Source organism: Enterobacter sp. SA187, from assembly GCF_001888805.2.
Taxonomy (GTDB): Bacteria; Pseudomonadota; Gammaproteobacteria; order Enterobacterales; family Enterobacteriaceae; genus Enterobacter_D.
The window spans coordinates 1,655,226-1,680,879 of the sequence record NZ_CP019113.1; the positions used below are offsets into that span (position 1 = coordinate 1,655,226).

At 57.5% G+C, this 25,654-nt stretch carries 22 protein-coding genes; 17 read left to right on the forward strand and 5 right to left on the reverse strand.

Annotation, left to right across the window (positions count from 1 at the left end; all coding sequences use genetic code 11):
* Positions 1-135: 135 nt before the first annotated feature.
* Positions 136-1,182 (forward strand): LacI family DNA-binding transcriptional regulator, encoded by a 1,047-nt coding sequence (locus tag BMF08_RS07945; RefSeq protein WP_072570323.1) that lies wholly within the window; start codon positions 136-138, stop codon positions 1,180-1,182.
* A 143-nt stretch (positions 1,183-1,325) separates the two neighbouring features.
* On the opposite strand, the gene msrA is transcribed toward BMF08_RS07945, so the two are convergent.
* Entirely contained in the window at positions 1,326-1,970 is a 645-nt protein-coding gene (gene msrA, locus BMF08_RS07950; protein ID WP_072570324.1) for a peptide-methionine (S)-S-oxide reductase MsrA, read from the reverse strand.
* Between the two features lie 211 nt (positions 1,971-2,181).
* On the opposite strand from msrA, the gene tamA reads away from it, so the two are divergent.
* From tamA to BMF08_RS07965, 3 genes are read left to right on the forward strand one after another with little or no spacing between them, the layout of a single operon-like run.
* Complete coding sequence (gene tamA, locus BMF08_RS07955; protein ID WP_072570325.1) at positions 2,182-3,915, forward strand: autotransporter assembly complex protein TamA; 1,734 nt, start codon at positions 2,182-2,184, stop codon at positions 3,913-3,915.
* A complete protein-coding gene (gene tamB / locus BMF08_RS07960; protein ID WP_072570326.1) occupies positions 3,912-7,688 on the forward strand; it encodes an autotransporter assembly complex protein TamB in 3,777 nt (1,258 codons plus the stop codon). Before tamA ends, tamB begins: the two co-directional genes overlap by 4 nt.
* 2 nt (positions 7,689-7,690) lie before the next feature.
* Complete coding sequence (locus BMF08_RS07965) at positions 7,691-8,035, forward strand: gamma-glutamylcyclotransferase family protein (protein WP_072570327.1); 345 nt, start codon at positions 7,691-7,693, stop codon at positions 8,033-8,035.
* Between the two features lie 41 nt (positions 8,036-8,076).
* On the opposite strand, the gene opgB is transcribed toward BMF08_RS07965, so the two are convergent.
* Together opgB and ppa are read right to left on the reverse strand one after the other, a co-directional pair.
* Positions 8,077-10,377, reverse strand: a complete 2,301-nt coding sequence (gene opgB, locus BMF08_RS07970) for a phosphatidylglycerol--membrane-oligosaccharide glycerophosphotransferase (protein ID WP_158684880.1) — start codon at positions 10,375-10,377, stop codon at positions 8,077-8,079.
* A gap of 141 nt (positions 10,378-10,518) precedes the next feature.
* Entirely contained in the window at positions 10,519-11,049 is a 531-nt protein-coding gene (ppa, locus tag BMF08_RS07975) for an inorganic diphosphatase (RefSeq protein ID WP_072570329.1), read from the reverse strand.
* Between the two features lie 399 nt (positions 11,050-11,448).
* Here ppa and ytfQ point away from each other — a divergent pair, with 399 nt between their 5' ends.
* From ytfQ to BMF08_RS08000, 5 genes are all read left to right on the forward strand, one after another.
* A complete protein-coding gene (gene ytfQ, locus BMF08_RS07980; RefSeq protein ID WP_072570330.1) occupies positions 11,449-12,405 on the forward strand; it encodes a galactofuranose ABC transporter, galactofuranose-binding protein YtfQ in 957 nt (318 codons plus the stop codon).
* A gap of 97 nt (positions 12,406-12,502) precedes the next feature.
* On the forward strand, positions 12,503-14,005 hold the full coding sequence (ytfR, locus tag BMF08_RS07985; RefSeq protein WP_072570331.1) for a galactofuranose ABC transporter, ATP-binding protein YtfR: 1,503 nt from the start codon (positions 12,503-12,505) through the stop codon (positions 14,003-14,005).
* Positions 14,006-14,015: 10 nt separating this feature from the next.
* Positions 14,016-15,041, forward strand: coding sequence for a galactofuranose ABC transporter, ATP-binding protein YtfT (gene ytfT / locus BMF08_RS07990; RefSeq protein WP_099458807.1), 1,026 nt, complete (start codon positions 14,016-14,018; stop codon positions 15,039-15,041).
* Complete coding sequence (gene yjfF / locus BMF08_RS07995) at positions 15,028-16,029, forward strand: galactofuranose ABC transporter, permease protein YjfF (protein WP_072570333.1); 1,002 nt, start codon at positions 15,028-15,030, stop codon at positions 16,027-16,029. The genes ytfT and yjfF overlap by 14 nt, the downstream gene beginning before the upstream one ends.
* Before the next feature lie 107 nt (positions 16,030-16,136).
* Positions 16,137-17,702: a methyl-accepting chemotaxis protein gene (locus BMF08_RS08000; protein WP_072570334.1), complete on the forward strand. Its 1,566-nt coding sequence runs from the start codon at positions 16,137-16,139 to the stop codon at positions 17,700-17,702.
* 82 nt (positions 17,703-17,784) lie between these two features.
* On the opposite strand, the gene fbp is transcribed toward BMF08_RS08000, so the two are convergent.
* Positions 17,785-18,783 (reverse strand): class 1 fructose-bisphosphatase, encoded by a 999-nt coding sequence (fbp, locus tag BMF08_RS08005; RefSeq protein ID WP_072570335.1) that lies wholly within the window; start codon positions 18,781-18,783, stop codon positions 17,785-17,787.
* A gap of 174 nt (positions 18,784-18,957) precedes the next feature.
* Between fbp and mpl the strand changes: the two genes are divergently transcribed.
* The gene (gene mpl, locus BMF08_RS08010) at positions 18,958-20,340 is read left to right on the forward strand and encodes a UDP-N-acetylmuramate:L-alanyl-gamma-D-glutamyl-meso-diaminopimelate ligase (RefSeq protein WP_072570336.1); all 1,383 of its coding nucleotides are present in this window, start codon (positions 18,958-18,960) and stop codon (positions 20,338-20,340) included.
* 107 nt (positions 20,341-20,447) lie between these two features.
* Here the strand turns inward: mpl and yjgA are convergent, their stop codons facing one another.
* On the reverse strand, positions 20,448-21,002 hold the full coding sequence (yjgA, locus tag BMF08_RS08015; RefSeq protein ID WP_072570337.1) for a ribosome biogenesis factor YjgA: 555 nt from the start codon (positions 21,000-21,002) through the stop codon (positions 20,448-20,450).
* Between the two features lie 94 nt (positions 21,003-21,096).
* Between yjgA and pmbA the strand changes: the two genes are divergently transcribed.
* From pmbA to BMF08_RS08050, 7 genes are all read left to right on the forward strand, one after another.
* A complete protein-coding gene (gene pmbA, locus BMF08_RS08020; protein ID WP_072570338.1) occupies positions 21,097-22,449 on the forward strand; it encodes a metalloprotease PmbA in 1,353 nt (450 codons plus the stop codon).
* A 30-nt stretch (positions 22,450-22,479) separates the two neighbouring features.
* Entirely contained in the window at positions 22,480-22,863 is a 384-nt protein-coding gene (gene cybC, locus BMF08_RS08025) for a cytochrome b562 (protein ID WP_072570339.1), read from the forward strand.
* Between the two features lie 333 nt (positions 22,864-23,196).
* A complete protein-coding gene (locus BMF08_RS08030) occupies positions 23,197-23,514 on the forward strand; it encodes a glycine dehydrogenase (RefSeq protein ID WP_072570340.1) in 318 nt (105 codons plus the stop codon).
* Between the two features lie 10 nt (positions 23,515-23,524).
* Complete coding sequence (locus BMF08_RS08035) at positions 23,525-23,887, forward strand: SFCGS family glycine-rich protein (RefSeq protein WP_072570341.1); 363 nt, start codon at positions 23,525-23,527, stop codon at positions 23,885-23,887.
* A 2-nt stretch (positions 23,888-23,889) separates the two neighbouring features.
* A complete protein-coding gene (locus tag BMF08_RS08040) occupies positions 23,890-24,189 on the forward strand; it encodes a DUF4312 family protein (RefSeq protein ID WP_072570342.1) in 300 nt (99 codons plus the stop codon).
* A 21-nt stretch (positions 24,190-24,210) separates the two neighbouring features.
* On the forward strand, positions 24,211-24,987 hold the full coding sequence (locus BMF08_RS08045) for a DUF4311 domain-containing protein (RefSeq protein ID WP_072570343.1): 777 nt from the start codon (positions 24,211-24,213) through the stop codon (positions 24,985-24,987).
* 12 nt (positions 24,988-24,999) lie between these two features.
* Positions 25,000-25,641: a DUF4310 family protein gene (locus BMF08_RS08050; RefSeq protein ID WP_072570344.1), complete on the forward strand. Its 642-nt coding sequence runs from the start codon at positions 25,000-25,002 to the stop codon at positions 25,639-25,641.
* Positions 25,642-25,654: the final 13 nt, after the last annotated feature.

Sequence of the window (25,654 nt, forward strand, 5' to 3'; positions counted from 1 at the left end):
CCGGCGACAAACACAATTTGTGAGAATGCTCGCAGGGAGGCGAGGAAACTGCGCGGCACTCTGAAAAAGGGTTTTAAAATCATCATACTGGCGCTGCAAAAATTTGCAGGTATTGATTGCGAGCAGGATCACACTATGGCAGGAAAGCTGAAAATGGACGCCATTGCCGCACAGACGGGCTACTCCGTCAGCACCGTCTCGCGGGTATTAAGCGGCAAAGCCGCCACCAGCGCGAAAGCGCGTGAGACGATTGTCAGCTGCGCGCGGCGGCTTGGCGTGCTCGATGCGCTGGCATGCGGCCGTCTGCTGATCAACGACATTGCCGTCTTCGCCCCGGCACGCACTTTCAGCATGGGTGGCGATCCCTTTTATCATGCGGTGACGCGCGGTATTGCCGGGGCCACCGCCGCCCATGATGTTCACCTGAGCTATTGCAGCCTGGAGGAGCAGGACGCCGATCTGGCGCGCTTTCTGGCAAAAGCGGGCCACAAAAATATCAGCGCGCTGATCATTATCGGCATCGACGATCCGGCGGTTCACCGGCTGGCGCAGACGCTCGGTAAACCCTGTGTGCTGATCAACGCCAGTAACCGTGAAAGCCGCCTCGACGCGGTGTCGCCGGATCACCGCGCCATCGGTTTTAACGCCGCGCGGCATCTGCTGGCCCACGGGCACCGGCGCATTCTCACCATCACCACCCTGCGGCGCGAAACCCTGTCTGTGCGGCTGGAAGGCATCCTGGAGGCGTACCGTCATTTTCATGTGGCCTTTGAGGCGGCAACGGATCTGCTGGTGACGGAAGGCTTTGGCGGCGACGAGGCCGCCCAACGGCTGGCGCAGTGGTTCGACGCCCGGCCTGCGGATCAGTGGCCGCAGGCGCTGCTGTGCGGCAGCGCCGATATGACGGCGGGTATTCAGCGGATGCTGGCGCAGCGCGGGCTGCGGGTACCGCAGGATGTGTCGCTTATCAGCACGGATGTGGAAGGGCAACTGGACGGCAGCGTGACCGGTATTGCGGTGCCCTGCCGTGAGCTGGGCGTGGAGGCGGTGCATATGTTACAGACGCGGCTTAACCGCCCGCAGGCCCCGGTGTTTAATCTGCTGCTACCGGGGCGGCTGGTGGAGTTCGGGACGGTCAGCCAGGCGACCCGCCATGCAGCGCAGGCCTTCCCCTCACCCTAACCCTCTCCCCAGGGAGAGGGACTGGCTCGTTCTCGATCTCCCGTCAGGAGAGGGGACTGGCTCGTTCTCGATCTCCCGCCAGGAGAGGGGACTGGCTCGATCTCCCTCTCCCGCCGGGAGAGGGCCGGGGTGAGGGGAGACGATTACGCCGTGCCCTGCGGTGGCAGACAGACGCCGATACCACCGATACCGCAGTAGCCGTACGGGTTTTTATGCAGATACTGCTGATGGTCATCTTCCGCATAGTAAAACGGCCCGGCGGTCTTGATTTCGGTGGTGACCGTACGGTCATCCCCCGCTGCGCGCATGGCGGCCTGGAAACGCTCAAGGCTGGCTTTCGCCGCGGCGTCCTGTTCCGGCGTCAGGGGGTAAATCGCCGAGCGGTACTGGGTGCCGTGGTCATTGCCCTGACGCATCCCCTGAGCGGGATCGTGATTTTCCCAGAACACCTGCAACAGCTGTTCATAGCTGATAACGTTCGGATCGTAGACCACGCGCACGGCTTCGGCATGGCCGGTCTGACCGCTGCACACTTCGCGGTAGGTCGGGTTCGGCGTGTAACCGCCCATATAGCCTGCGGCGGTGCTGTAAACGCCGGGTAAAACCCAGAACAAACGTTCAACGCCCCAGAAGCAGCCCATGGCGAAAAATGCGACGTCCATCCCGTCCGGGACATGCGTCATCGAGTGTTCATTGACCGCATGCAGACTGGCAACCGGCATCGGCGTGTTACGGCCCGGCAGTGCATCCGACTGAGTAACAAGGTGTTTTTTATCAAATAGACTCACGGTGTGGCCTCCGGGGAAAGGGAATTGTGGTTAGGGTTGTAACGGCGCTCGTCTTTTAACACAATAAGTGCTTTAAATACGGCTAAATTTAAACATAAGAAATATTGAGGTTGTCGTCTGTTTTTCAACCCGCATTGTTGAATTATTGTTAAGCCGGGAGCGGCATTTTGGTTTCCTTCCAGGGCCAGGACAAGGATATTCAGGAGAGAACGTGCCACAGATCCGTCTTATAGGTATTGCCACTTTACTGCTGGCAAGCGGTCACGCCTTTGCGGCAAACGTCCGTTTGCAGGTAGAGGGGTTATCAGGCGCGCTACAAAAAAACGTCCGCGCACAGCTGTCGACGATTGAAAGCGATGAGGTCACCCCCGATCGCCGCTTTCGCGCTCGCGTGGATGACGCCATCCGTGACGGTCTGAAAGCGCTTGGCTACTACGAGCCGACCATTGAATTTGATCTGCGCCCGCCGCCGGCCAAAGGCCGCCAGGTGCTGATCGCCCGCGTATCGCCGGGCGAACCGGTGCGTATCGGCGGTACGGATGTGATCCTGCGCGGCGGCGCCCGCACCGATCATGACTATCTCGACCTGCTGAAAACCCGTCCGGCTACCGGCACCGTACTGAATCATCACGATTACGACAGCTTTAAAAAATCCCTCACCAACGTTGCCCTGCGCAAAGGCTATTTCGACAGCAAGTTTAATAAAAGCCAGCTGGGCGTCGCCCTCGATCGCCATCAGGCGTTCTGGGATATTGATTACGACAGCGGCACGCGCTACCGCTTTGGTGAAGTGACTTTCGAAGGCTCGCAAATTCGCGATGAGTACCTGCAAAATCTGGTGCCCTTTAAGGAGGGCGATTACTACCAGACCAAAGACCTGGCAGAGCTGAACCGGCGTCTGTCCGCCACCGGCTGGTTTAACTCGGTGATCGTCGCGCCGGAATTTGAAAAGTCGCGCAAAACCAAAGTGCTGCCGCTGCATGGCGTGGTATCGCCGCGAACGGAAAACACCATTGAAACCGGCGTGGGTTACTCCACCGACGTCGGGCCGCGGGTGAAGGCGTCGTGGAAAAAGCCGTGGATGAACTCTTACGGCCACAGCCTGATCACCAACGCCAGTATTTCCGCCCCGGAACAGCAACTGGATTTCAGCTACAAAGTACCGCTGCTGAAAAATCCGCTGGAGCAGTATTACCTGGTGCAGGGCGGCCTTAAGCGCACCGATCTGAACGATACGGAAGCGGATTCCACCACGCTGGCGGTGTCCCGCTACTGGGATCTCTCCAGCGGCTGGCAGCGCGCCATTAACCTGCGCTGGAGTCTCGATCACTTTACCCAGGGCAACGTTACCAACACTACCATGCTGCTCTATCCGGGCGTGATGATCAGCCGTACCCGCTCGCGCGGCGGCCTGATGCCGACCTGGGGCGACTCCCAGCGCTACTCCATTGATTACTCCAACACCGCATGGGGCTCGGACGTCGATTTCTCGGTGTTGCAGGCGCAGAACGTCTGGATCCGTACCCTTGCCGATCGCCATCGCTTTGTGGCGCGCGGCAACCTCGGCTGGATCGAGACCGGCGATTTCGACAAAGTGCCGCCGGATCTGCGCTTCTTCGCCGGGGGCGATCGCAGCATCCGCGGTTATAAATACAAATCCATTTCGCCGAAGGATGACGACGGCAAGCTGAAAGGGGCGTCGAAACTGGCGACCGGCTCGCTGGAGTACCAGTACAACGTCACCGGGAAATGGTGGGGCGCGACCTTCATCGACAGCGGCGAAGCGGTGAGCGACATTCGCCGCAGCGATTTCAAAACCGGCGCGGGCGTCGGCGTACGCTGGCAGTCGCCGGTCGGCCCCATTAAGCTCGATCTCGCCGTGCCCATCGGCGACAAAGACGAACACGGATTACAGTTTTACATCGGTCTGGGGCCTGAATTATGAGTTTGTGGAAGAAAATAAGCCTCGGCGTACTGATCTTCATCCTGCTGCTGCTGGGCACCGTCGCCTTTCTGGTGGGCACCACTACCGGCCTGCATACGCTGTTTAAAGCGGCGAATCGCTGGGTGCCAGGGCTGGAAATTGGCCAGGTCACCGGCGGCTGGCGCGATCTGCATCTGAAAAATCTTAGCTACACCCAGCCTGGCGTGGCGGTTAACGCCGGGGATATTCATCTGGCGGTAAAGCTCGGCTGCCTGCGTGACTTCAGCCTGTGCGTTAACGATCTGTCGCTGAAAGACATCAACGTGGCGATAGACAGCAAGAAAATGCCGAAGTCGGAACAGGTGGAAGAAGAGGATACCGGCCCGCTGGATCTCTCCACGCCTTACGCCATCACCTTAAGCCGCGTGGCGCTCAATAACATCAACATTAAAATCGACGACACCACCGTGTCGGTGATCGAATTCACCAGCGGGCTGAACTGGCAGGAGAAAAACCTGACGCTGAAGCCAACGAATTTGCAGGGCCTGCTGATCGCGCTGCCGAAAGTGGCGGAGGTGGCGCAGGAAGAAGTGGTGGATCCGAAGATCAATAACCCTCACCCGGACGAAAAGCCGCTGGGTGAAACCCTGAAAGATCTGTTCTCAAAGCCGGTGCTACCGGAGATGACCGATGTGCACCTGCCGCTGAATCTCAATATCGAGGAGTTTCGCGGCGAATCCCTGCGTCTGACCGGCGATACCGATATTCTGGTGCGCACCATGCTGCTGAAAGTCAGCACGCAGGACGGCAACATGGCGCTTGATGCGCTGGATATCGACTCGAACCAGGGCACGGTGAACGCCACCGGTACGGCGCAGCTCAGCAATAACTGGCCGGTGGATCTGACGCTGAACAGCACGCTGAACGTCGATCCGCTGAAAGGCGAAAAAGTGAAGCTCAAGGTCGGCGGCGCGCTGCGTGAAACCCTCGATGTCGGCATCAATCTTTCCGGTCCGGTGGATATGGTACTGCGCGCGCAAACTCAGCTCGCCGAAGCGGGTCTGCCCCTGAATCTGGAAGTGGTGAGCGAACAGCTGTACTGGCCCTTTACCGGCGAGCGGCAGTATCAGGCCGACGATCTGAAGCTGAAGCTCAGCGGCAAAATGACCGATTACACCCTGTCGTTCCGCACGGCGGTCAAAGGGCAGAGCGTACCGCCCGCCACCATCCTGCTGGATGCGAAGGGCAATGAGCAGCAGATCAATCTCGACAAGCTGACCGTCGCGGCGCTGGAGGGGAAAACCGAGCTGAAAGCGCTGCTCGACTGGCAGCAGGCGATCAGCTGGCGCGGCGATCTGACGCTCAACGGCATCAATACCGCCAAAGAATTCCCGGACTGGCCGTCAAAACTGAACGGCGCGATCAAAACCCGCGGTAGCCTGTACGGCGGCAGCTGGCAGATGGATGTCCCGCAGCTGAAGATCACCGGCAACGTTAAACAAAACAAAGTGAATGTGGAAGGCTCCCTGAAAGGGAACAGCTATCTGCAATGGGTGATCCCAGGTCTGCATCTGCAACTGGGGCCGAACAGCGCCGACGTCAAAGGCGAGCTGGGCGTTAAAGATCTTAACCTTGATGCGGTGATAAACGCGCCGGGGCTGGATAACGCGCTGCCGGGTCTGGGCGGCACGGCGAAAGGCCTGGTGAAAGTGCGCGGCACCGTCGATGCGCCGCAGGTGCTGGCGGATATTACCGCCCGTGCGCTGCGCTGGCAGGAGCTGTCGGTCGCCAGCGTGCGTGTGGATGGCGATGTGAAATCCACCGATCAGATCGCCGGTCACCTCAACGTGCGCGCCGAGCGCATTGCGCAGCCGGGCGTTAACCTGAGCCTGGTACAGCTGGATGCAAAAGGCAGCGAAAAACAGCACGAGCTGCAACTGCGTGTGCAGGGCGAGCCGGTATCCGGCCAGCTTAAACTGGCGGGCAGCTTTGACCGCGCCACCCAGCGCTGGAAAGGCAATCTGAGCGACACCCGCTTCGCCACCCCGGTCGGCCCCTGGTCCCTCAACCGGGCGATTGCGCTGGATTACCGTAACAGCGAGCAGAAGATCAGCATCGGGCCGCACTGCTGGACTAACCCGAATGCAGAACTGTGCGTACCGCAAACTATCGATGCCGGGGCCGAAGGGCGCGCGGTGGTGAACCTTAACCGCTTCGATCTGGCGATGGTAAAACCCTTTATGCCGGACGCCACCCAGGCCAGCGGCATTTTCAGCGGCAAAGCCGACGTCAGCTGGGATACAACGAAAGAGGGCCTGCCGCAGGGGGAAGTGACCCTCTCCGGGCGCAACGTGCGCGTGACGCAAACCATCAACGACGCGCCGCTGCTGGTGGCCTTCGACACGCTTAACCTTAACGCGCGGCTGCGGGATAACCGCGCCGATCTCGGCTGGATGATGCGGCTGACCAATAACGGTCAGTTTGATGGCCAGGTGCAGATCACCGATCCGCAGGGGCGGCGTAATCTGGGCGGCAACGTTAATATCCGCAACTTCTCTATCGGCATGGTCAACGCCATCTTCTCGCGCGGCGAAAAAGCGGCGGGCACGCTGAGCGCCAACCTGCGTCTGGCCGGGGATGCGCAAAGCCCGCAGCTCTTCGGGCAGATGCAGCTGAACGGCGTGGATATCGACGGCAACTTTATGCCGTTCGACATGCAGCCGAGCCAGCTGGCGATGAACTTCAACGGCCAGCGCTCCACATTGCAGGGCGTCGTGCGCACCCAGCAGGGGCAGATCAACCTCAGCGGCGATGCGGACTGGAGCCAGCTGGATAACTGGCGCGCGCGGGTTGCCGCCAAAGGCAGCAAAGTACGCATCACCGTACCGCCGATGATCCGCCTGGATGCCTCGCCGGACGTGGTGTTTGTCGCCACGCCGGATCTGTTCACCCTCGACGGCAGCATTGATATTCCGTGGGCGCGCATCGTGGTGCACGACGTGCCGGAGAGCGCGGTCGGCGTATCCAGCGACGAAGTGATGCTCAATGCCAACCTGGAGCCGGAGAAACCGCAGTCCGCCAGCATCCCGATCAACAGTAACCTGATCGTGCATGTGGGCAATAACGTGCGTATGGACGCCTTTGGCCTGAAAGCGCGTCTGAACGGCGATTTAAAAGTTGCGCAGGATAATCAAGGGCTTGGCCTGAACGGGCAAATAAATATCCCTGAAGGACGCTTCCATGCCTACGGTCAGGATTTGATTGTGCGCAAAGGTGAGTTATTGTTCTCGGGCCCACCGGATCAACCTTTACTTAACATTGAAGCGATCCGTAACCCCGAGGCCACCGAAAACGACGTTATCGCAGGCGTACGGGTGACAGGTACCGCCGATGAACCTAAGGCGGAGATCTTCTCCGACCCGGCGATGTCGCAGCAGGAAGCGCTCTCCTATTTACTACGCGGACAGCCGCTCGACAGCGATCAGAGCGACAGCGCGGCGATGACCTCGGCCCTTGTTGGCCTGGGGGTTGCACAAAGTGGGCAGGTTGTGGGTAAAATCGGCGAGACGTTCGGCGTCAGCAATCTGGCACTGGATACTGCCGGGGTGGGGGACTCCTCCCAGGTGGTGGTCAGCGGCTATGTACTGCCGGGTCTGCAGGTGAAGTATGGAGTGGGTATTTTTGATTCTCTGGCAACGCTCACGCTGCGCTATCGCCTGATGCCTAAGCTTTATCTCGAAGCGGTGTCTGGCATAGATCAGGCACTTGATTTGCTCTATCAGTTTGAGTTTTAGCAATGCGAATATTTGTCTACGGCAGTTTACGACGCAAGCAAGGCAACAGCCACTGGATGACCAACGCTCAGTGGCTGGGCGATCATAATGTTGAAGATTTTCGACTGTACAGTCTGGGTCACTACCCTGGCGCGGTGCCCGGTGCGGGCCATGTGCAGGGGGAAGTCTATCGTATCGATTCGGCGACCCTTGCCGAACTGGATGCATTACGCACCGCAGGCGGTGAGTATAAACGTCAGTTGATCCAGACACCGTACGGCAGTGCATGGATGTACGTGTACCAGCGTCCGGTCGACGGGCGCACCTGGATTGAAACGGGAAACTGGCTGGATCGGGACCGGTATTAATACAACGCCACCTTCGGGTGGCGTTGTTTTTTGTGGATTGACTAAGGCGCAGGGGTGATTTTCAGCTCCACCAGCCCTATCCCCAGCCTGCGCTGAAGAGTTTCTGCCAGCGTGACGCCACGGCCTTCCTCATCAACAGGCTCGCTGTCGGGCGGCGTGATGATCAGTTCAGTCGGACCGCCGGTCGCGGAAAAGCGTACCGTTCGGGTGGAAATTTCACTACCAAATACCAGGCTATGTTCTTCTTGTCCGGCGCGCACAAGAATCTTTTTCCCGATGTTAGCGGCAGAGGCTTTGGCTACCAGGGTAAGGTCAAAGGCGTCCGGCAAGGGACGTTTATAAACCACGGTTACCGCCGGGTCGATATTGGCATTCGACCAGCGTCCCCAGTCCTCCTGCCACGAAATCCCCCGCACCGCCTTCACCTGTTGGGGGAACCCTTCAATGTCGAACATGATGCGATCCGCCGGATAACGCACACTGTCTGGCGTCTGATTAAGGCTTTTCACCCGCTGATGAATGTCCACGCGATCATCGTCGTGCTGCGGAAATGCCACTCTGGTCTGATAAACCGGCGTCGGGATTCTCCGCACGCTCACCGCCGACTCCAGCGTGCCTTCCGCTAAGCAGAGTTCCCGTGCGGTCGCCAGCTCAGGCTTCCCCAGGCGGGCAATGCGAAAGCACTTATCGATCCACACAAAGCGATCCTCTGCCCCGAAATGGGCAAGGTATTTACTCAGCGGCGCGTTATAGGTGCCCGGAAGATAGGGCTGCACGCTGTCTTCCGTTACCTTGAAGAGCACCGGCAGGGTGTAGTTAAAATCGCCCAGCGACAGGCTGCCGCTCTGCTGATTAATCACTAACTGGTCAATCTTTTGCGGATCGCCCGACCATAAACGAATAATATCCGGCTCCCAGTCCAGCAGACGCGTTTCAAGGGATGTATAGGTGGCGGACAGGGAGGGACGTGAAAGGGTACTGCGGCCAAGCCCGATGGCGTTATCGCCGCCGAGTAATTCCAGCACGGTGGCCCCGTTATCCATCGTATTACGTGGCCGGGAAATAACCTTCGTCTGTGAACGATCGCCGCGCAGAATAAAAAACAAATTTTCCCGCTGCGGTTGTTTTTGCGCAATCTGACCGCCGATGGGCTCCATCGCCAGATGATCGGAGGACACCACGATCAGCGTATTTTTAAAGCCAGGCGACGCTTTGATCTTATTAATCAGCGTGGCGATATTTTCCTGGCTGCACAGCACGGCGTTGAACGCCTCGTCTTTGCCCTCCTGCCAGCGTTTTTGCTGACAGCTTTTCGCAATGGATCCCACCGGCGGATGCGTATCCACGGTTAAAGCAAAGAGCGCGAAAGGCTTATTTTGCGCGGTAAGCGTCTGGTATTTCTCCCAGACCGCATTAAGAGTGGTGTCATCGTGCAGACCCCAGTCATTGAGGTACGTCTTATCCGGCAGCGCGTCTTTTTGCTCCTGCAATCCGTCGACATGCTGAAAGCCATGCGTGTTAAAAAACGCCGCTTTACTGGCAAAACGCAGATCCGCGCCCTGATAAAAGTAATTGTCATAACCTGAGTTTTTAAGAATATCGCCAAGACATATCAGCGAGGGAAAAAAACTGCGCAGGTTATCAGAGAAATTACGATCCATAGGGGAGAAGAAGGGAATACCGCACTGCGAGGCGACAATACCGCCAATGGTAAAATCTGTCCCCGGTAATTGCCTGGTGTCAGAAAAATCTAATGAAGATTTTCTGATAAGATTTAAATCGGGAACCAGCCGTGGGAATTTATTTTCGTCAAACAAGGTCCGCTCAAGACTTTCCGCATAAATATACACCAGGTTATAAGCGGGATTATTTATCTTCGTGGCTGGTTTAATTAAATATTCAGGAAAGTCAGAATTAGCTTTACGGTACCGGGAATAAGCAATATCCGCAAGCTGGCCGGTGGCAGGCATCAGGCTGATTGCCGCCACTATTAATAGCATCGCCACACACATCAGGCCTTTGTGCCCGGCATGACCGGTGGCGCGCATAAACAACCAGCCCAGTAACAGCATACTGACGATCATACAGGCGGCCAGTCCTGCGGCGGGTAACAGATACTGGGCGATCCCGGCGCCGGTCAGGTTATCCGTCAGCGTATAAACGGCGGCGCGGTTAATGCCGGCGCCGGTAAAATAATTACAGCCGAAATATAAAATATTAAGCAGCAGATAAATGAGCGAACCGACCATCGTTGCCCGACGCCAGCCTTTTTGCTGTCCTGCGGTGCGCAGGAAGAGGATCAGCCCTGTAAAAAACAGGACGAAATGCAAATAACTGTTCAAAGCCAACTCCATTTAGCTCAGATTATCCCCAAAATCCGGGATACAGCAATACTGATATATTTAGTTAATGAATAAAAAAACGGACCCTGCTGTTGGCGGGTCCGTTGATAGTAATACTTTAAATAAACCCGCTATACGGAATTATTTCTTCGCTGCGCGCTCGAAAGAGGCCACGATTTCAGCTTTAGCCGCTTCGGCGTTGTCCCAGCCGTCCACTTTCACCCATTTGCCTTTTTCGAGATCTTTGTAGTGCTCGAAGAAGTGAGTGATCTGCGCTTTCAGCAGTTCCGGCAGGTCGTTCACATCTTTGATGTGATCGTATTCTTTGCTCAGTTTAGTGTGCGGAACCGCAACCAGCTTGGCGTCTTCGCCCGCTTCGTCGGTCATTTTCAGCACGCCAACCGGACGGCAGCGTACAACAGAGCCTGGCTGTAACGGGTACGGCGTCGGTACCAGCACGTCTACCGGGTCGCCGTCCAGAGACAGGGTGTTGTTGATGTAGCCGTAGTTGCACGGATAGAACATTGCAGTCGACATGAAGCGGTCAACAAAAAGCGCGCCGGTGTCTTTGTCGATTTCGTATTTGATCGGATCGGCATTGGCCGGGATCTCGATAACAACGTAGATGTCTTCTGGCAGATCTTTGCCGGCAGGTACGTTCAATAAGCTCATGTTTGTTTCCTTTAAAATGTGTGCAAACAAGTGCCGGGTATTATAGCTAACTCCCTGGGAAAGTCTCTGGCTGTTTTCAGCCGTGTCGTCTGTTGATAACGGATTCAGGAGCAATCTGACGCGCGGATTGTCCATAAAGTTAGCTGCATACTGAATAAATTTGTGGAAGCGTTTACACAGCGCGATTTGCGACACCGTAAAACGCAAAAATTCCGCAAATGCCAGGTATGTCATAGGTCTGTTAAAACATCACTTTTCGCGCGCTGGATCTCATCTGGTTGTTAACCTTTCGTTCACTTTTCTGAAGTGTGATGTAACGCATTCTGTTACATCTCTGGTTGTCTATAGTGTCCGGGCAGGTGAAGTTATAGCCAACAATAACCCTACGAGGATGTCCCTATGTGGAAGCGCTTACTTCTTGTCACAGCAGTTTCGGCAGCCATGTCGTCTATGGCGATGGCCGCACCCTTAACCGTCGGTTTTTCGCAGGTCGGATCTGAATCCGGCTGGCGCGCCGCAGAAACCAGCGTTGCGAAAAGCGAAGCGGAAAAGCGTGGAATTACCCTGAAAATTGCCGATGGTCAGCAAAAACAGGAGAACCAGATCAAAGCCGTTCGTTCCTTTATTGCCCAGGGCGTGGATGCGATCTTTATCGCGCCTGTGGTGGCGACAGGCTGGGAGCCGGTCCTGAAAGAAGCGAAAGAGGCGGAGATCCCGGTCTTCCTGCTTGACCGTAATATTGATGTGAAAGATAAGTCGCTCTACATGACCACAGTGACCGCCGACAACGTACTGGAAGGCCGCTTGATCGGCGAATGGCTGGCGAAAACCGTCGGCGACAAACAGTGTAACGTCGTGGAGTTGCAGGGCACCGTTGGCGCAAGCGTAGCCATCGACCGTAAGAAAGGTTTCGCCGAGGCGATCAGCAAAACGTCGAATATCAAAATCATCCGTTCCCAGTCCGGCGACTTCACCCGCAGTAAAGGGAAAGAGGTCATGGAAAGCTTCATCAAGGCGGAAAACAACGGCAAAAATATCTGCATGGTTTACGCCCATAACGACGACATGGCGATCGGCGCGATCCAGGCGATCAAAGAAGCGGGCCTCAAACCGGGCAAAGACATTCTGACCGGCTCCATCGACGGCGTGCCGGATATTTATAAAGCGATGATCGACGGCGAAGCCAACGCCAGCGTTGAGCTGACGCCGAACATGGCCGGCCCGGCCTTCGATGCGCTGGAAAAATTCAAAAAAGACGGCACGCAGCCGGAAAAAGTCACCATCACCAAATCGACGCTCTACCTGCCGGATACCGCGAAAGAAGAGTTAGAGAAGAAGAAAAACATGGGCTACTAAGCCTTTAACCTGCCGGGTGACGCTGCGCTTACTGACCTGAGACGTGCTTTTACAGGCCGGTAAGCGTAGCGCCATCCGGTTTGACGCAGGGGGAACCATGACCACAGAACAACACCAGGAAATCCTCCGGACAGAGGGCTTAAGCAAATTCTTCCCCGGCGTGAAGGCGCTGGATAACGTCGATTTCAGCCTCAGGCGCGGCGAAATCATGGCGCTGCTCGGTGAAAACGGCGCGGGAAAATCGACGCTGATTAAGGCGCTGACCGGGGTCTATCACGCCGATCGCGGCGCTATTTATCTGGAAGGCGAACGCATCGCGCCCAAAAATACCGCCCATGCCCAGCAACTGGGGATCGGCACCGTTTATCAGGAAGTGAACCTGCTGCCGAACATGTCGGTGGCGGATAACCTGTTTATTGGCCGCGAACCCCGGCGATTCGGTTTTTTGCGCCGTAAAGAGATGGAAAAACGCGCCACCGCACTGATGGAGTCCTACGGCTTCTCCCTCGACGTGCGTGAACCGCTGAACCGGTTTTCCGTGGCGATGCAGCAGATCGTCGCCATTTGCCGCGCCATCGATCTCTCGGCAAAAGTGCTGATCCTTGATGAACCTACCGCCAGCCTGGATACCCAGGAAGTGGAGATGCTGTTTACCCTGATGCGTCAGTTGCGCGACCAGGGCGTGAGCCTGGTTTTTGTCACTCACTTTCTCGATCAGGTGTATGAGGTCAGCGACCGCATCACCGTACTGCGCAACGGCAGCTTTGTCGGCTGCAAAGAAACGCGCGAGCTGCCGCAAATCGAGCTGGTCAAAATGATGCTTGGCCGCGAGCTGGATAACAACGCGCTGCAACGCGCCGGGCGCACGCTGCTCAGCGACAGACCGGTCGCCGCATTCAAAGACTTTGGTAAAAAAGGCGTTATTGCTCCCTTCGATCTGGAGGTTCGCCCGGGTGAGATCGTTGGCCTGGCGGGACTGTTAGGCTCCGGACGCACCGAAACCGCCGAGGTGATCTTCGGTATCAAACCCGCCGATCAGGGCACCGCGCTGATCAAGGGCAAACCGCAAACGCTGCGCTCGCCGCATCAGGCTTCCTGCCTCGGCATCGGTTTTTGCCCTGAAGACCGCAAAACCGACGGCATTATCGCCGCCGCCTCGGTGCGGGAGAATATCATTCTGGCGCTACAGGCCCAGCGCGGCTGGCTGCGGCCGATCCCGCGCAAAGAGCAGAACGAGATCGCGGCGCGCTTTATTCGCCAGCTGGGGATCCGCACACCGAGTGCAGAGCAGCCGATTGAATTTCTCTCCGGCGGCAATCAGCAAAAAGTGCTGCTCTCCCGCTGGCTGCTGACGCGGCCGCAGTTCCTCATCCTCGACGAACCGACGCGCGGCATTGACGTGGGGGCCCACGCCGAGATCATCCGCCTTATCGAAACCCTCTGCGCCGACGGCCTGGCGCTGCTGGTCATCTCCTCCGAACTGGAAGAACTGGTCGGCTATGCCGATCGGGTGATCATCATGCGCGATCGCAAACAGATCGCGGAGATCCCGCTGGCGGAACTTACCGTGCCGGCGATCATGAACGCCATTGCGGCCTAAGGAGAAGCATGTGATGCCTCAATCTCTGCCCCGCGCGGGGGAACCTAAACGCCGCTTCAGCTGGCCGGTGGGGACGCCGCAAATTATTGCGCTGTTACTGGTGCTGGTGGTCGACAGCCTGGTCGCGCCGCACTTTTATCAGGTGATTTTGCAGGATGGCCGCCTGTTCGGCAGCCCGATCGACATTCTTAACCGCGCCGCGCCCGTTGCGCTGCTGGCGATTGGTATGACGCTGGTGATCGCCACCGGCGGCATCGATCTTTCCGTCGGCGCGGTGATGGCCATCGCTGGCGCGACGGCGGCCTCAATGACCGTCGCCGGACACAGCCTGCCGGTGGTGATACTGGCTGCGCTGGGATCCGGCGTGCTGGCGGGATTGTGGAATGGCGTGCTGGTGGCAATCTTAAAGATCCAGCCCTTTGTCGCCACGCTGATCCTGATGGTCGCCGGACGCGGCGTGGCGCAGCTCATCACCTCCGGGCAGATCGTCACTTTTGACGCGCCCAGCCTGTCGTGGCTTGGCAGCGGCTCGCTGCTGCTGTTTCCGACGCCGGTGATGATTGCGCTGTTAACGCTTATCCTGTTCTGGCTGTTCACCCGTAAAACGGCGCTCGGCATGTTTATCGAAGCGGTGGGGATCAACATCCGCGCGGCGAAAAACGCTGGCGTGAATACCCGTATGGTGGTGATGCTGACCTACGTGCTGAGCGGCCTGTGCGCGGCCATTGCCGGTATTATCGTCACCGCCGATATTCGCGGGGCCGATGCGAATAACGCCGGGCTGTGGCTGGAGCTGGACGCTATTCTGGCGGTAGTGATCGGCGGCGCGTCGCTGATGGGCGGACGCTTTAATCTGCTGCTGTCGGTGGTGGGGGCGCTGATCATCCAGGGGATGAATACCGGCATCCTGCTCTCCGGCTTCCCGGCTGAACTCAACCAGGTGGTGAAAGCCGTCGTGGTGCTGTGCGTGCTGATTGTCCAGTCGCCGCGCTTTATTTCCTTCATTAAACGGAGCCGTGGTCATGATCAAACGTAACTTACCGCTGATGATCACGCTTGGCGTGTTCGTGCTCGGCTATCTGTATTGCCTGACGCAATTTCCCGGCTTTGCCTCCACGCGGGTGATCTGCAACATCCTGACGGATAACGCCTTTCTCGGCATTATCGCCGTCGGCATGACCTTTGTGATCCTCTCCGGCGGTATCGATCTGTCGGTCGGTTCGGTGATCGCCTTTACCGGCGTCTTCCTTGCCAAAGCGATCGGCTTCTGGGGCATCTCGCCGCTGGTGGCCTTCCCGCTGGTGCTGGCGATGGGCTGCGCCTTTGGCGCTTTTATGGGGCTTTTAATCGACGGGCTTAAAATCCCGGCCTTTATTATCACCCTGGCGGGAATGTTCTTTCTGCGCGGCGTCAGCTATCTGGTGTCTGAAGAATCCATTCCCATTAACCACCCGGTGTACGACACGCTTTCAAGCCTGGCGTGGAAAATCCCCGGCGGCGGGCGGCTCAGCGCCATGGGGCTGCTGATGCTCGGCGTGGTGGTGATCGGCATTTTCCTCGCGCACCGCACGCGCTTTGGCAATCAGGTGTACGCCATCGGCGGCAGCGCCACCTCGGCGAATCTGATGGGGGTGTCCACGCGCAGTACCACTATTCGTATTTATATGCTCTCTACCGGTCTTGCAACCCTCGCAGGTATTGTCTTCTCGGTTTACACCCAGGCAGGCTATGCGCTGGCAGGGGTCGGCGTGGAGCTGGACGCCATCGCGTCGGTGGTGATTGGCGGCACGCTGTTAAGCGGCGGCGTCGGCACGGTACTGGGGACGCTGTTCGGCGTGGCCATTCAGGGGCTGATCCAGACCTATATCAACTTTGACGGCACGCTCAGCTCCTGGTGGACGAAGATCGCCATCGGCATCCTGCTGTTTATTTTTATCGCGTTACAGCGCGGCCTGACCGTCCTTTGGGAGAATCGCCAGAGCTCGCCGGTAACACGTATCAGCACGGCGGCAACAAAGCCATAACGCACTGAATTGGTTAAAAAACGTTAAAGATTTTCCGGTGGCAGCCGATAACTCAAAATTACGCTCTGTTTGCGCCACGAAGTATCCCTGCTACCGGAATCATCATCATGCTAAAAACGCTATCGATTCGCACCGGCTTGCTGTCTTTACTGGCCGTTATGACATTACTCCTGCTGCTGGTCAGCGGCATCGGGATTTACGCCCTCACGCAAAGTTCCTCCTCTCTGCAACGCATCAATCACCTTCAGGGTGAGCAGATGGCGCGTCTGAATGAAGGATATAACCTGATTTTACGCGCCCGCAACGAGGCCGGTCAGGCTGTACGCATGATGGAAGTCGGGCTGCTGGACGATGCCGGGAAATCCGTCAAAGGGATCAACAGCGAAATCGCGCAGGCGCAGAAAGGCCTGCAGGCGGTAATCGATGCGGGCGTGGATGACGAAGCCGGTAAACCGCTGCTGGATCGTCTGGCGAAAAGCTATGCCGACTACAATAGCCAGGGCATCGTGCCGATGCAGAAAGCGCTGAACGAGCAAAGCCCCGACGGCTATTACGATCTGCTGGAAAACAAGCTGATTCCGGTGTCGCGTCAGTTTGATAACGACATGCAGGCATTCCTGAAATGGGGCGAAACCCGCGGTCAGGCGGAAGTGAAGGCGGTGCAAAGCAGTAAAAACCGCGTCATGGTGTTTATCGTCATTGCCGCGCTGTTGACGGCGGGCGTCATCGTGCTGGCGTGGCTGGTGCTGCGTCATATGCTGTTAAAACCGCTGGATGCGTCAATCCGTCAACTGGAGCAGGTGGCCGCAGGCGATCTCACGCCGGTCAGCGCCGCGCCCGCCAGCAAGGAGTTCAACCGCCTGATCGCCGCCATTGATGAGATGCGCCATTCCCTGGTGGGATCGGTCACCCGCGTGCGCGATGCCAGCGCGCAAATTGATACCGGCAGCCGCGAGCTGACCGCCGGCAATATGGATCTGGCGCAGCGCACCGAATCCACCGCCAGCTCCCTTGAGCAGACGGCGGCGAGCATGGAAGAGATCACCGCCACGGTGAAACAAAACGCGGACAACGCCGAACAGGCGCACCAGCTGGCGAAAACCGTCTCGGATACCGCCGATCGCGGCAGCGAAATGGTCTGCTACGTGATTGAAAAAATGAGCGATATCGCCGGCAGTGCCAACCGTATCGCCGACATCCTCAGCGTCATTGACGGCATTGCCTTCCAGACCAATATCCTTGCGCTGAACGCCTCGGTGGAAGCCGCGCGGGCAGGGGAGCAGGGGCGCGGTTTTGCGGTGGTCGCCGCAGAAGTGCGTAATCTTGCCGGTCGCAGCGCCGATGCCGCGAAAGAGATCCGCACCCTGATCAGCGATTCCAAAGCGCACGTCAGCGAAGGCAACGATCTGGCGATCCAGGCCGGGGAAACCATGGATGAAATCGCCGGTGAAGTGATGCGTATGACCAAACTGCTGCGTGAAATCGCCAGCGCCTCGCACGAGCAGAGCCGCGGGATTGAACAGGTGAATATTGCGGTCAATCAGATGGACGAGACGGCGCAGCAGAACTCCGCGCTGGTGCAGCAATCCTCCGCCGCGACCCGCTCGCTGGAAGAGCAGTCGCGTGAACTGATGGAAGCGATGGCATCGTTCAGATTGCAGATGGCGGGCTAAGAGGCTGAATTGCCCGGCACACTAATGAGTAGGCCGGGTAAGCGTCAGCGCCACCCGGCGAACCGTATCAACAATCTAAAAATTACGCGTCCGGATACTCACGCATAAAGCGCTCTACGTCATTCACCATATGCTCGTTGCCGACGAAGAACGGGCGGCGCTGGTGCAGGCTTTCCGGCACGATGTCCAGAATACGCTCTTTACCGTCGCTCGCTTTACCGCCAGCCTGCTCTGCCAGGAACGCCATCGGGTTACCTTCATACAGCAGACGCAGCTTCCCTTCCGGGTGGCTTGCGGTGCTCGGGTAAAGGTAGATGCCGCCTTTCAGCAGGTTACGGTGGAAATCCGCCACCAGCGAACCGATATAGCGCGAGGTATACGGGCGATGGGTGGCCTGATCTTCTTCCTGGCAGAACTTCAGATACTTCTTCACGCCCTGCGGGAATTTAATGTAGTTGCCTTCGTTAATGGAGTAGGTGTAACCCTTTTCCGGGAAGCGCATACGCTCCTGGCACAGGCAGAAGACGCCCAGAGACGGATCGTAAGTGAAGGCATGTACGCCGCAGCCGGTGGTGTACACCAGCATGGTGGAGGAGCCATACACCACATAACCGGCGGCAACCTGCTTGTTACCCGGTTGCAGGAAGTCTTCTTCCGTTACCGGCGTGCCGACCGGCGTGACGCGGCGATAGATAGAGAAGATGGTCCCGACAGAAACGTTAACGTCGATGTTGGAAGAGCCGTCCAGCGGATCCATCAGCACCACGTACTTCGCATGCTCGCACCCTTCGAAAACCACGATTTCGTCTTCTTCTTCAGAGGCAATGCCCGCCACGATGTCGCGTGCTTTCAGTGCAGATTTCAGTTTTTCATTGGCGAACAGGTCGAGTTTTTGCTGCACCTCTCCCTGGACGTTTTCGGCACCACTGGCGCCCAGAATATCAACCAGACCGGCTTTGTTAATATCCCGGTGGATGATTTTGGCCCCCAGTTTTATCGCCGACAACAGTGACGTGAGCTCACCCGTGGCATGTGAAAACTCATGCTGCTTTTCAACGATAAATTCACCTAACGTTTTCATAACACTTCCCTACATTCTATGTGGAGTAAAGCGACTGCAACAATCTTAACAAAGTTTCAAAAGATTGCGCACAGGTGAATCGCGCCAGCAAACTACGGAATATCCTGAAATGCATTTATCTGACCGCGGACATGTGGGTAAAATGTGCGCCAGATTAAAGAAGGATAACGACGTATGCGCATTCATATATTGGGGATTTGTGGCACCTTTATGGGCGGCCTGGCAATGCTGGCCCGTTCCCTGGGCCATGAGGTAACGGGTTCGGACGCCAATGTGTATCCGCCAATGAGCACGCTTTTATCAGAACAAGGGATTGATTTAATTCAGGGTTACGATCCATCGCAGCTCGATAACGCGCCGGATCTGGTGATCATCGGCAACGCCATGACCCGCGGCAATCCGTGTGTGGAAGCGGTGCTGGAAAAGAACATTCCTTATATGTCCGGCCCGCAGTGGCTGCACGATTTCGTGCTGCGCGACCGCTGGGTGCTGGCGGTGGCCGGTACACACGGTAAAACCACCACCGCCGGTATGGCGACCTGGATCCTCGAAGTCTGCGGCTATAAACCTGGCTTTGTGATCGGCGGCGTGCCGGGCAATTTTGAGGTTTCCGCGCGTCTGGGTGAAAGCCCGTTCTTCGTCATCGAAGCCGACGAATATGACTGCGCCTTCTTCGACAAGCGTTCCAAATTCGTGCACTACTGCCCGCGCACCCTGATCCTCAACAATCTTGAGTTCGATCATGCGGATATCTTCGACGATCTGAAAGCGATCCAGAAGCAGTTCCACCACCTGGTGCGCATCGTGCCGGGGCAGGGCAAAATCATCTGGCCGGAAAACGACATCAATCTGAAGCAGACGATGGCGATGGGCTGCTGGAGCGAGCAGGAGCAGGTGGGCGAGCAGGGACACTGGCAGGCGAAAAAGCTGACCACCGATGCTTCCGAATGGGAAGTGTGGCTCGACGGCGAAAGCGTGGGCCGCGTGAAGTGGGATCTGGTGGGCGAGCACAACATGCATAACGGCCTGATGGCGATCGCCGCGGCGCGTCATGTGGGCGTTGCGCCTGCGGATGCGGCTAATGCGCTGGGATCGTTCATCAACGCCCGCCGCCGTCTGGAGTTGCGCGGCGAAGCCAACGGTGTGACGGTGTATGACGATTTCGCCCATCACCCGACGGCGATCCTTGCCACCCTGGCCGCGCTGCGCGGGAAAGTGGGCGGCACCGCGCGCATTCTCGCCGTGCTGGAGCCGCGCTCAAACACCATGAAAATGGGTATCTGCAAAGATGATTTAGCGCCGTCGCTGGGACGCGCCGATGAAGTGTTCCTGCTTCAGCCGCAGCATATTCCATGGCAGGTGGCCGAAGTGGCGGAAGCCTGCATTCAGCCTGCGCACTGGCATGCGGATGTGGATACCCTGGCGGAGATGGTGGTGAAAACCGCGCAGCCTGGCGATCACATTCTGGTGATGAGCAACGGCGGTTTTGGTGGTATTCATCAGAAGCTGCTGGACGGGTTAGCGAAGAAAGCGGCGGCGGCTTCCGAGCCGGTGTAATACAGCGCCCGGTGGCGCTTCGCTTACCGGGCCTACAAAACCATCAAACCGGGAACCGTAGGCCGGGTAAGGCGCAAGCCGCCACCCGGCAAAATGTTAACCGGTGCTTACTCCGCGTCGGCTTCCGCCAGCTCGCGCAGGTACTGGAAAATCAGACGCGCAGACTTCGGCGCTTTATTCCCTTCTTTCTCTTTTTTCGCATTGCGGATCAGCGAGCGCAGCTGCTGACGGTCGGCATGCGGCCACAGGTTCAGCACGTCCGGCACCGCATCATCGCCTTCTTCAATCAGACGGTCGCGGATGTGTTCCAGCTTATGGAAAAACGCAACCTGCTGGTTGTGGCGGTTTTTCAGCTTATCCAGCGCCTGGCGGATCGGATCCACATCGCGCTGACGCAGCATTTTGCCGATCAACTGCATCTGGCGGCGGCGGCCTTCTTTCTTGATACGCTGCGCCAGTTCAATGGCGGCGCGCAGATCGTCATCCAGCGGAATTTTGTCGAGGGCATTTTTGCCCAGCTCAACCATCTCCGCGCCGAGGCGTTTTAATTCTTCGGCATCACGCTTAATTTCACTTTTACTGACCCAGATGATCTCATCATCTTCATCATCGATCTCATCACCGGGCTCGTCGTCGAGCCAGTCTTCGGGCTGCTTGGTCATCTCAGGCTCCTTAAAAAAGAGGCTAATACTAACACCCTGGGAGCACACTGAGAATGGGTTCTCTGTTAGACTTCTTTGAAACTCCCCTTACATTATGGCATTGGCGATGAAAGTAATCACACAAGTTGCAGAGCAACGCAAAGCGCTGGAAGAAGCCGTCTCCACCGCACTGAGTTTAGCCGCTGGCAAATCGGATGGCGCGGAAGTGTCAGTATCGAAGACGACCGGCATTGGCGTGAGCACCCGTTACGGTGAGGTGGAGAACGTTGAATTTAACAGCGATGGTGCGCTGGGCATCACCGTTTACCATCAGAATCGCAAAGGCAGCGCCTCCTCCACCGACCTGAGCCCGGACGCCATCGCGCGCACCGTGCAGGCGGCGCTGGACATTGCGCGCTACACCTCGCCGGATCCTTACGCGGGCGTGGCGGATAAAGAGCTGCTGGCCTTTGACGCGCCGGATTTAGACCTCTTCCACCCGGCAGAGATCACCCCGGACGAGGCGATTGCCTTTGCCGCGCGCGCTGAACAGGCCTCCCTCGCCGTTGATAAGCGCATCACCAACACCGAAGGCGGCAGCTTCAACAGCCACTACGGTATCCGCGTATTCGGCAACAGCCACGGCATGCTGCAAAGCTACTGCTCCAGCCGCCATTCCCTCTCCAGCAGCGTGATTGCCGAAGAAAATGGCGATATGGAGCGCGATTACGCCTATACCATCGGGCGCGCGTTAGACGATCTGCAATCCCCGGAATGGGTCGGCGCGGAATGTGCGAAACGCACGCTGTCCCGCCTGTCGCCGCGCAAACTCTCCACCATGAAAGCGCCGGTAATTTTTGCCAATGAAGTGGCGACCGGGCTGTTTGGTCATCTGGTCGGTGCCATCGCCGGCGGCGCGGTATACCGCAAATCCACCTTCCTGCTGGACTACCTCGGCAAACAGATCCTGCCGGAATGGCTGACCATCAACGAGCAGCCGCATCTGCTTAAAGGCCTTGCCTCGACGCCGTTCGACAGCGAAGGCGTACGCACAGAGCGCCGCGAAATTATCAAAGACGGCATTCTGACCCAGTGGCTGCTGACCAACTATTCCGCGCGCAAGCTGGGGCTGAAAAGCACCGGTCACGCGGGCGGCATTCACAACTGGCGCATCGACGGTCGCGGCCTCAGCTTTGAGCAACTGCTGAAAGAGATGGGCACCGGGCTGGTGGTGACCGAGCTGATGGGCCAGGGCGTAAGCGGCATTACCGGCGATTACTCCCGCGGCGCGGCGGGCTTCTGGGTGGAAAACGGCGAAATCCAGTATCCGGTAAGCGAAATTACCATTGCGGGCAACCTTAAGGACATGTGGCGCAACATCGTTACCATTGGTGACGATATTGAAACACGCAGCAATATTCAGTGTGGTTCAGTGCTGTTACCGGAGATGAAAATCGCCGGTCAGTAATTATCAATAAAAACAAAAAGGAAGTGAGCAATGCGTAAAAACATGCTGGCGTTACTGGCCATATCATCCCTCTTTGTAGGTCAGGCGGCGCTTGCCGATCTGGGCGATGATATGGATACGCTGAATGAAAACCTGAAAGTGGTGCAGAAAACCGATAACGCCGATGAAATGAAAGACGCGTTAACGAAAATGCGCACCGCCGCGCTGGATGCGCAGAAAGAAACGCCGCCGAAAATGGAAGATAAAGCGGCAGACAGCCCGGAAATGAAAGAGTACCGCCACGGTTTTGATATTCTGGTGAGCCAGATTGACGGCGCGATGAAGCTGGCAAACGAAGGCAAGGTCAAAGAAGCGCAGGCCGCCGCCGAAGAAATAAAAACCACCCGCAATACGTACCACAAAAAATTCCGTTAAGCGTATTTACCCGGCCTGCACCTGCAGGTCGGGTAAGCGAAGCGCCACCCGACATCAGCTACATCCGCCCATAAGCCTTTCTAATACTTGCCACAAAAACCCCGTATATCTCACAGATCGGCATTTTCTTTTATGCCGGACGCCGCGCGGAACACGGCGTTATACCGTGATGAAACTCACACTATTCCAGCCAAAAATCTTCTCTGCCGCTTTTTCTGTGGAACAGATCACTGCCGCCACTGACCTTTCCACTTCGAAGTGGAAAACAACTCGCTACAAACTCTTAACCTGCGCCGTTAGTTTTAACCCGGAGACATTAACGGGGTAAGACGAGTGAATAACGGAGCGGTAAACAACGACGCGGGGCGTCTGGCGGACACCATGTTAACGCAGGTCTACAGCCTGCTGGCCCGCCACAACATTATCCCCAACGCGGTACAGGAACAGATGCTGACCTCGCACGTCCGTGCCATGGCGCACCGTTCGATAACCGGCGAACCACTGCCGGAGGTCGATGCCAGCCTGTTTGACGAGATCTCAGAAGATTCAATGTCACTTGCCCGTGAAATCGTGGCGGCGTTTGGCAACCTTCCCGAAGAAGAGGCCTGGCTGCTGTCGGTGCACTTCGAAGTGGCGAAAGACAACCTGTAAGGAGCAAAAGATGGAACAGATTACCGTAGTGATTGGCGATCGCCTGGGCAAAGGTCAGAAAGTGGCAGCCGGTGTGGAAAAAGCGGGTGGACGCGCCGTGGTGGTGCCGGGCGTGGCGGCAGACATGAAGCTGGGCGACGTCATGAAAGCGGAAAACGCCACCTTTGGCATTTCATTCTGCGGCAGCGGCGGCGCAGGGGCGATCACCGCGCAGACCAAATATGGCTACAAAGCCAAATACGGCATGCGTTCTGTGGATGAGGGCGTCACCGCCATCAACGAAGGCTGCAACGTGCTCGGCTTCGGCTTTATGGATAAAGAAGAGTTAGGCGAGCGCCTGGTGCTGGCGTGGCAGAAAAAGCACGGCGCATGAGTATGAAAGAGCATTTCACCACCACGGTGAGAGTTAACGGCAAAGGCGAGTCGAAATCGCGCGCCTTTGCGGATGCCCTGAACCAGGTTCAGGGCGCGGTGATGAAGGCATCGCCGCATATTTTACTGCGTATTGAGCCACAGGATGTGCAGGTTGTTCATGCGCGTGAAGCGGTGCGCAAAGAAGCATTTCTGTTTTTCTTTCTGCGCCGGGAGCGACGCACGTTCAGCGTGGAGCTGGACGTTACCGTCAACGTGACCGCCATTAATCTCGATAAAGTGGCATTCGTCACGCACACCTGATTTTCACCATAGGGTTTAACTATGTTCCTGATAATTTTAATAAAATCTCTCATCATCGGCGGCCTGGTCGGCGTGGGTGTGGGAGCCGGGGCTGCACGCATGTTTCACGCGCCAACCACCCAGGGAATGGGGGCGTTTCGTACCTTAGGCGAGCTGAACTCCTGTGAAGGGGATCCGGCGTCGCACTTCTCCTTTGGACTGGGCTTTTTCTTCAACGCCTGGGCCTCGTCCGTAGCGGCGGGATCCTTCACCCAGGACGTCGATCATCGCATCATCCCGAACTGGGGCGCGGCGGCGCTGATGATCAAAAACCGCAACGTCGGCGAGACGCTGCACGATCCGAAAAAGATGGCCATTGCCTGCGGCGTGATCGGCATGATCGTCGTCGCCTTCCTCAACTCCACCGCCTCGGCGGTACCGGCGGCCTTACAGGTGACGGCGGTAAAAGTGCTGGTGCCGGCGGCGAACCTGCTGGTGAACACCGTCATGCCGGTGATCTTCTGGCTGGCGGCCATTGATGCCGGTAAAAAGTCCGGCTTCTGGGCGACCATTTTCGGCGGCGCGGCGCAGCTGATCATGGGTAACGCCGTACCGGGTCTGGTGCTGGGCATTCTGATTGGCAAGGGCGTGGAAGAGAGCGGCTGGAACCGCGTCACCAAAGTGATGATGAGCGCCATCGTTGCGCTGTTCGTACTGAGCGCCTTCTTCCGCGGCTTCGACATGAAAATGATCGAATCCTTCCACCTCACCGTGCCGAACTGGCTGGATCTGATCCACAACGCGGTAAGCGGCAAATAACAGGAGCCTGACATGGAACAGAATAAAGGTTTTTGGTACGCCGACTGGTCATTCCCGATCTTCGTTGGCCTGCTCTCCTCCGGCGTCTTTGCCGGGACACACATGTATTACCTCTACGGCATCGGCGCGTTTAACGAAGTGGCTTTTGTGTCGATGCTGCGGGCAGGCATGGACACCGGCGTCTACGGCGCGGTGGCGGCGTTCGGCGCGAGCTTCCTGTTCGCGCGCATCATTGAAGGCTCGCTGGTGGGTATTCTCGACATCGGCGGCGCGATCCAGACCGGCGTTGGCCTGGGCGTCCCGGCGCTGCTGTTAGGCGCGGGCTTTGTCTTCCCGGTGGCGAACTTTGGCGCATCACTGGTTACCGGCCTGCTGATAGGCCTGGCGATCGGTTACCTGATCATCCTGGCGCGTAAATTCACCATCAATCAGAGCGACTCCACCTACGGGGCGGACGTGATGATGGGCGCGGGTAACGCTTCCGGACGTTTCCTCGGGCCGCTGATTATTCTCAGCGCAATGACCGCCTCGATCCCGATTGGCATTGGCTCGCTGATTGGCGCGCTGCTGTTCTACATCTGGCAGAAGCCGATCACCGGCGGGGCGATCCTCGGCGCGATGATCCTCGGCTCCCTCTTCCCGGTCGCGCTGTAATCAAACTCAAGGA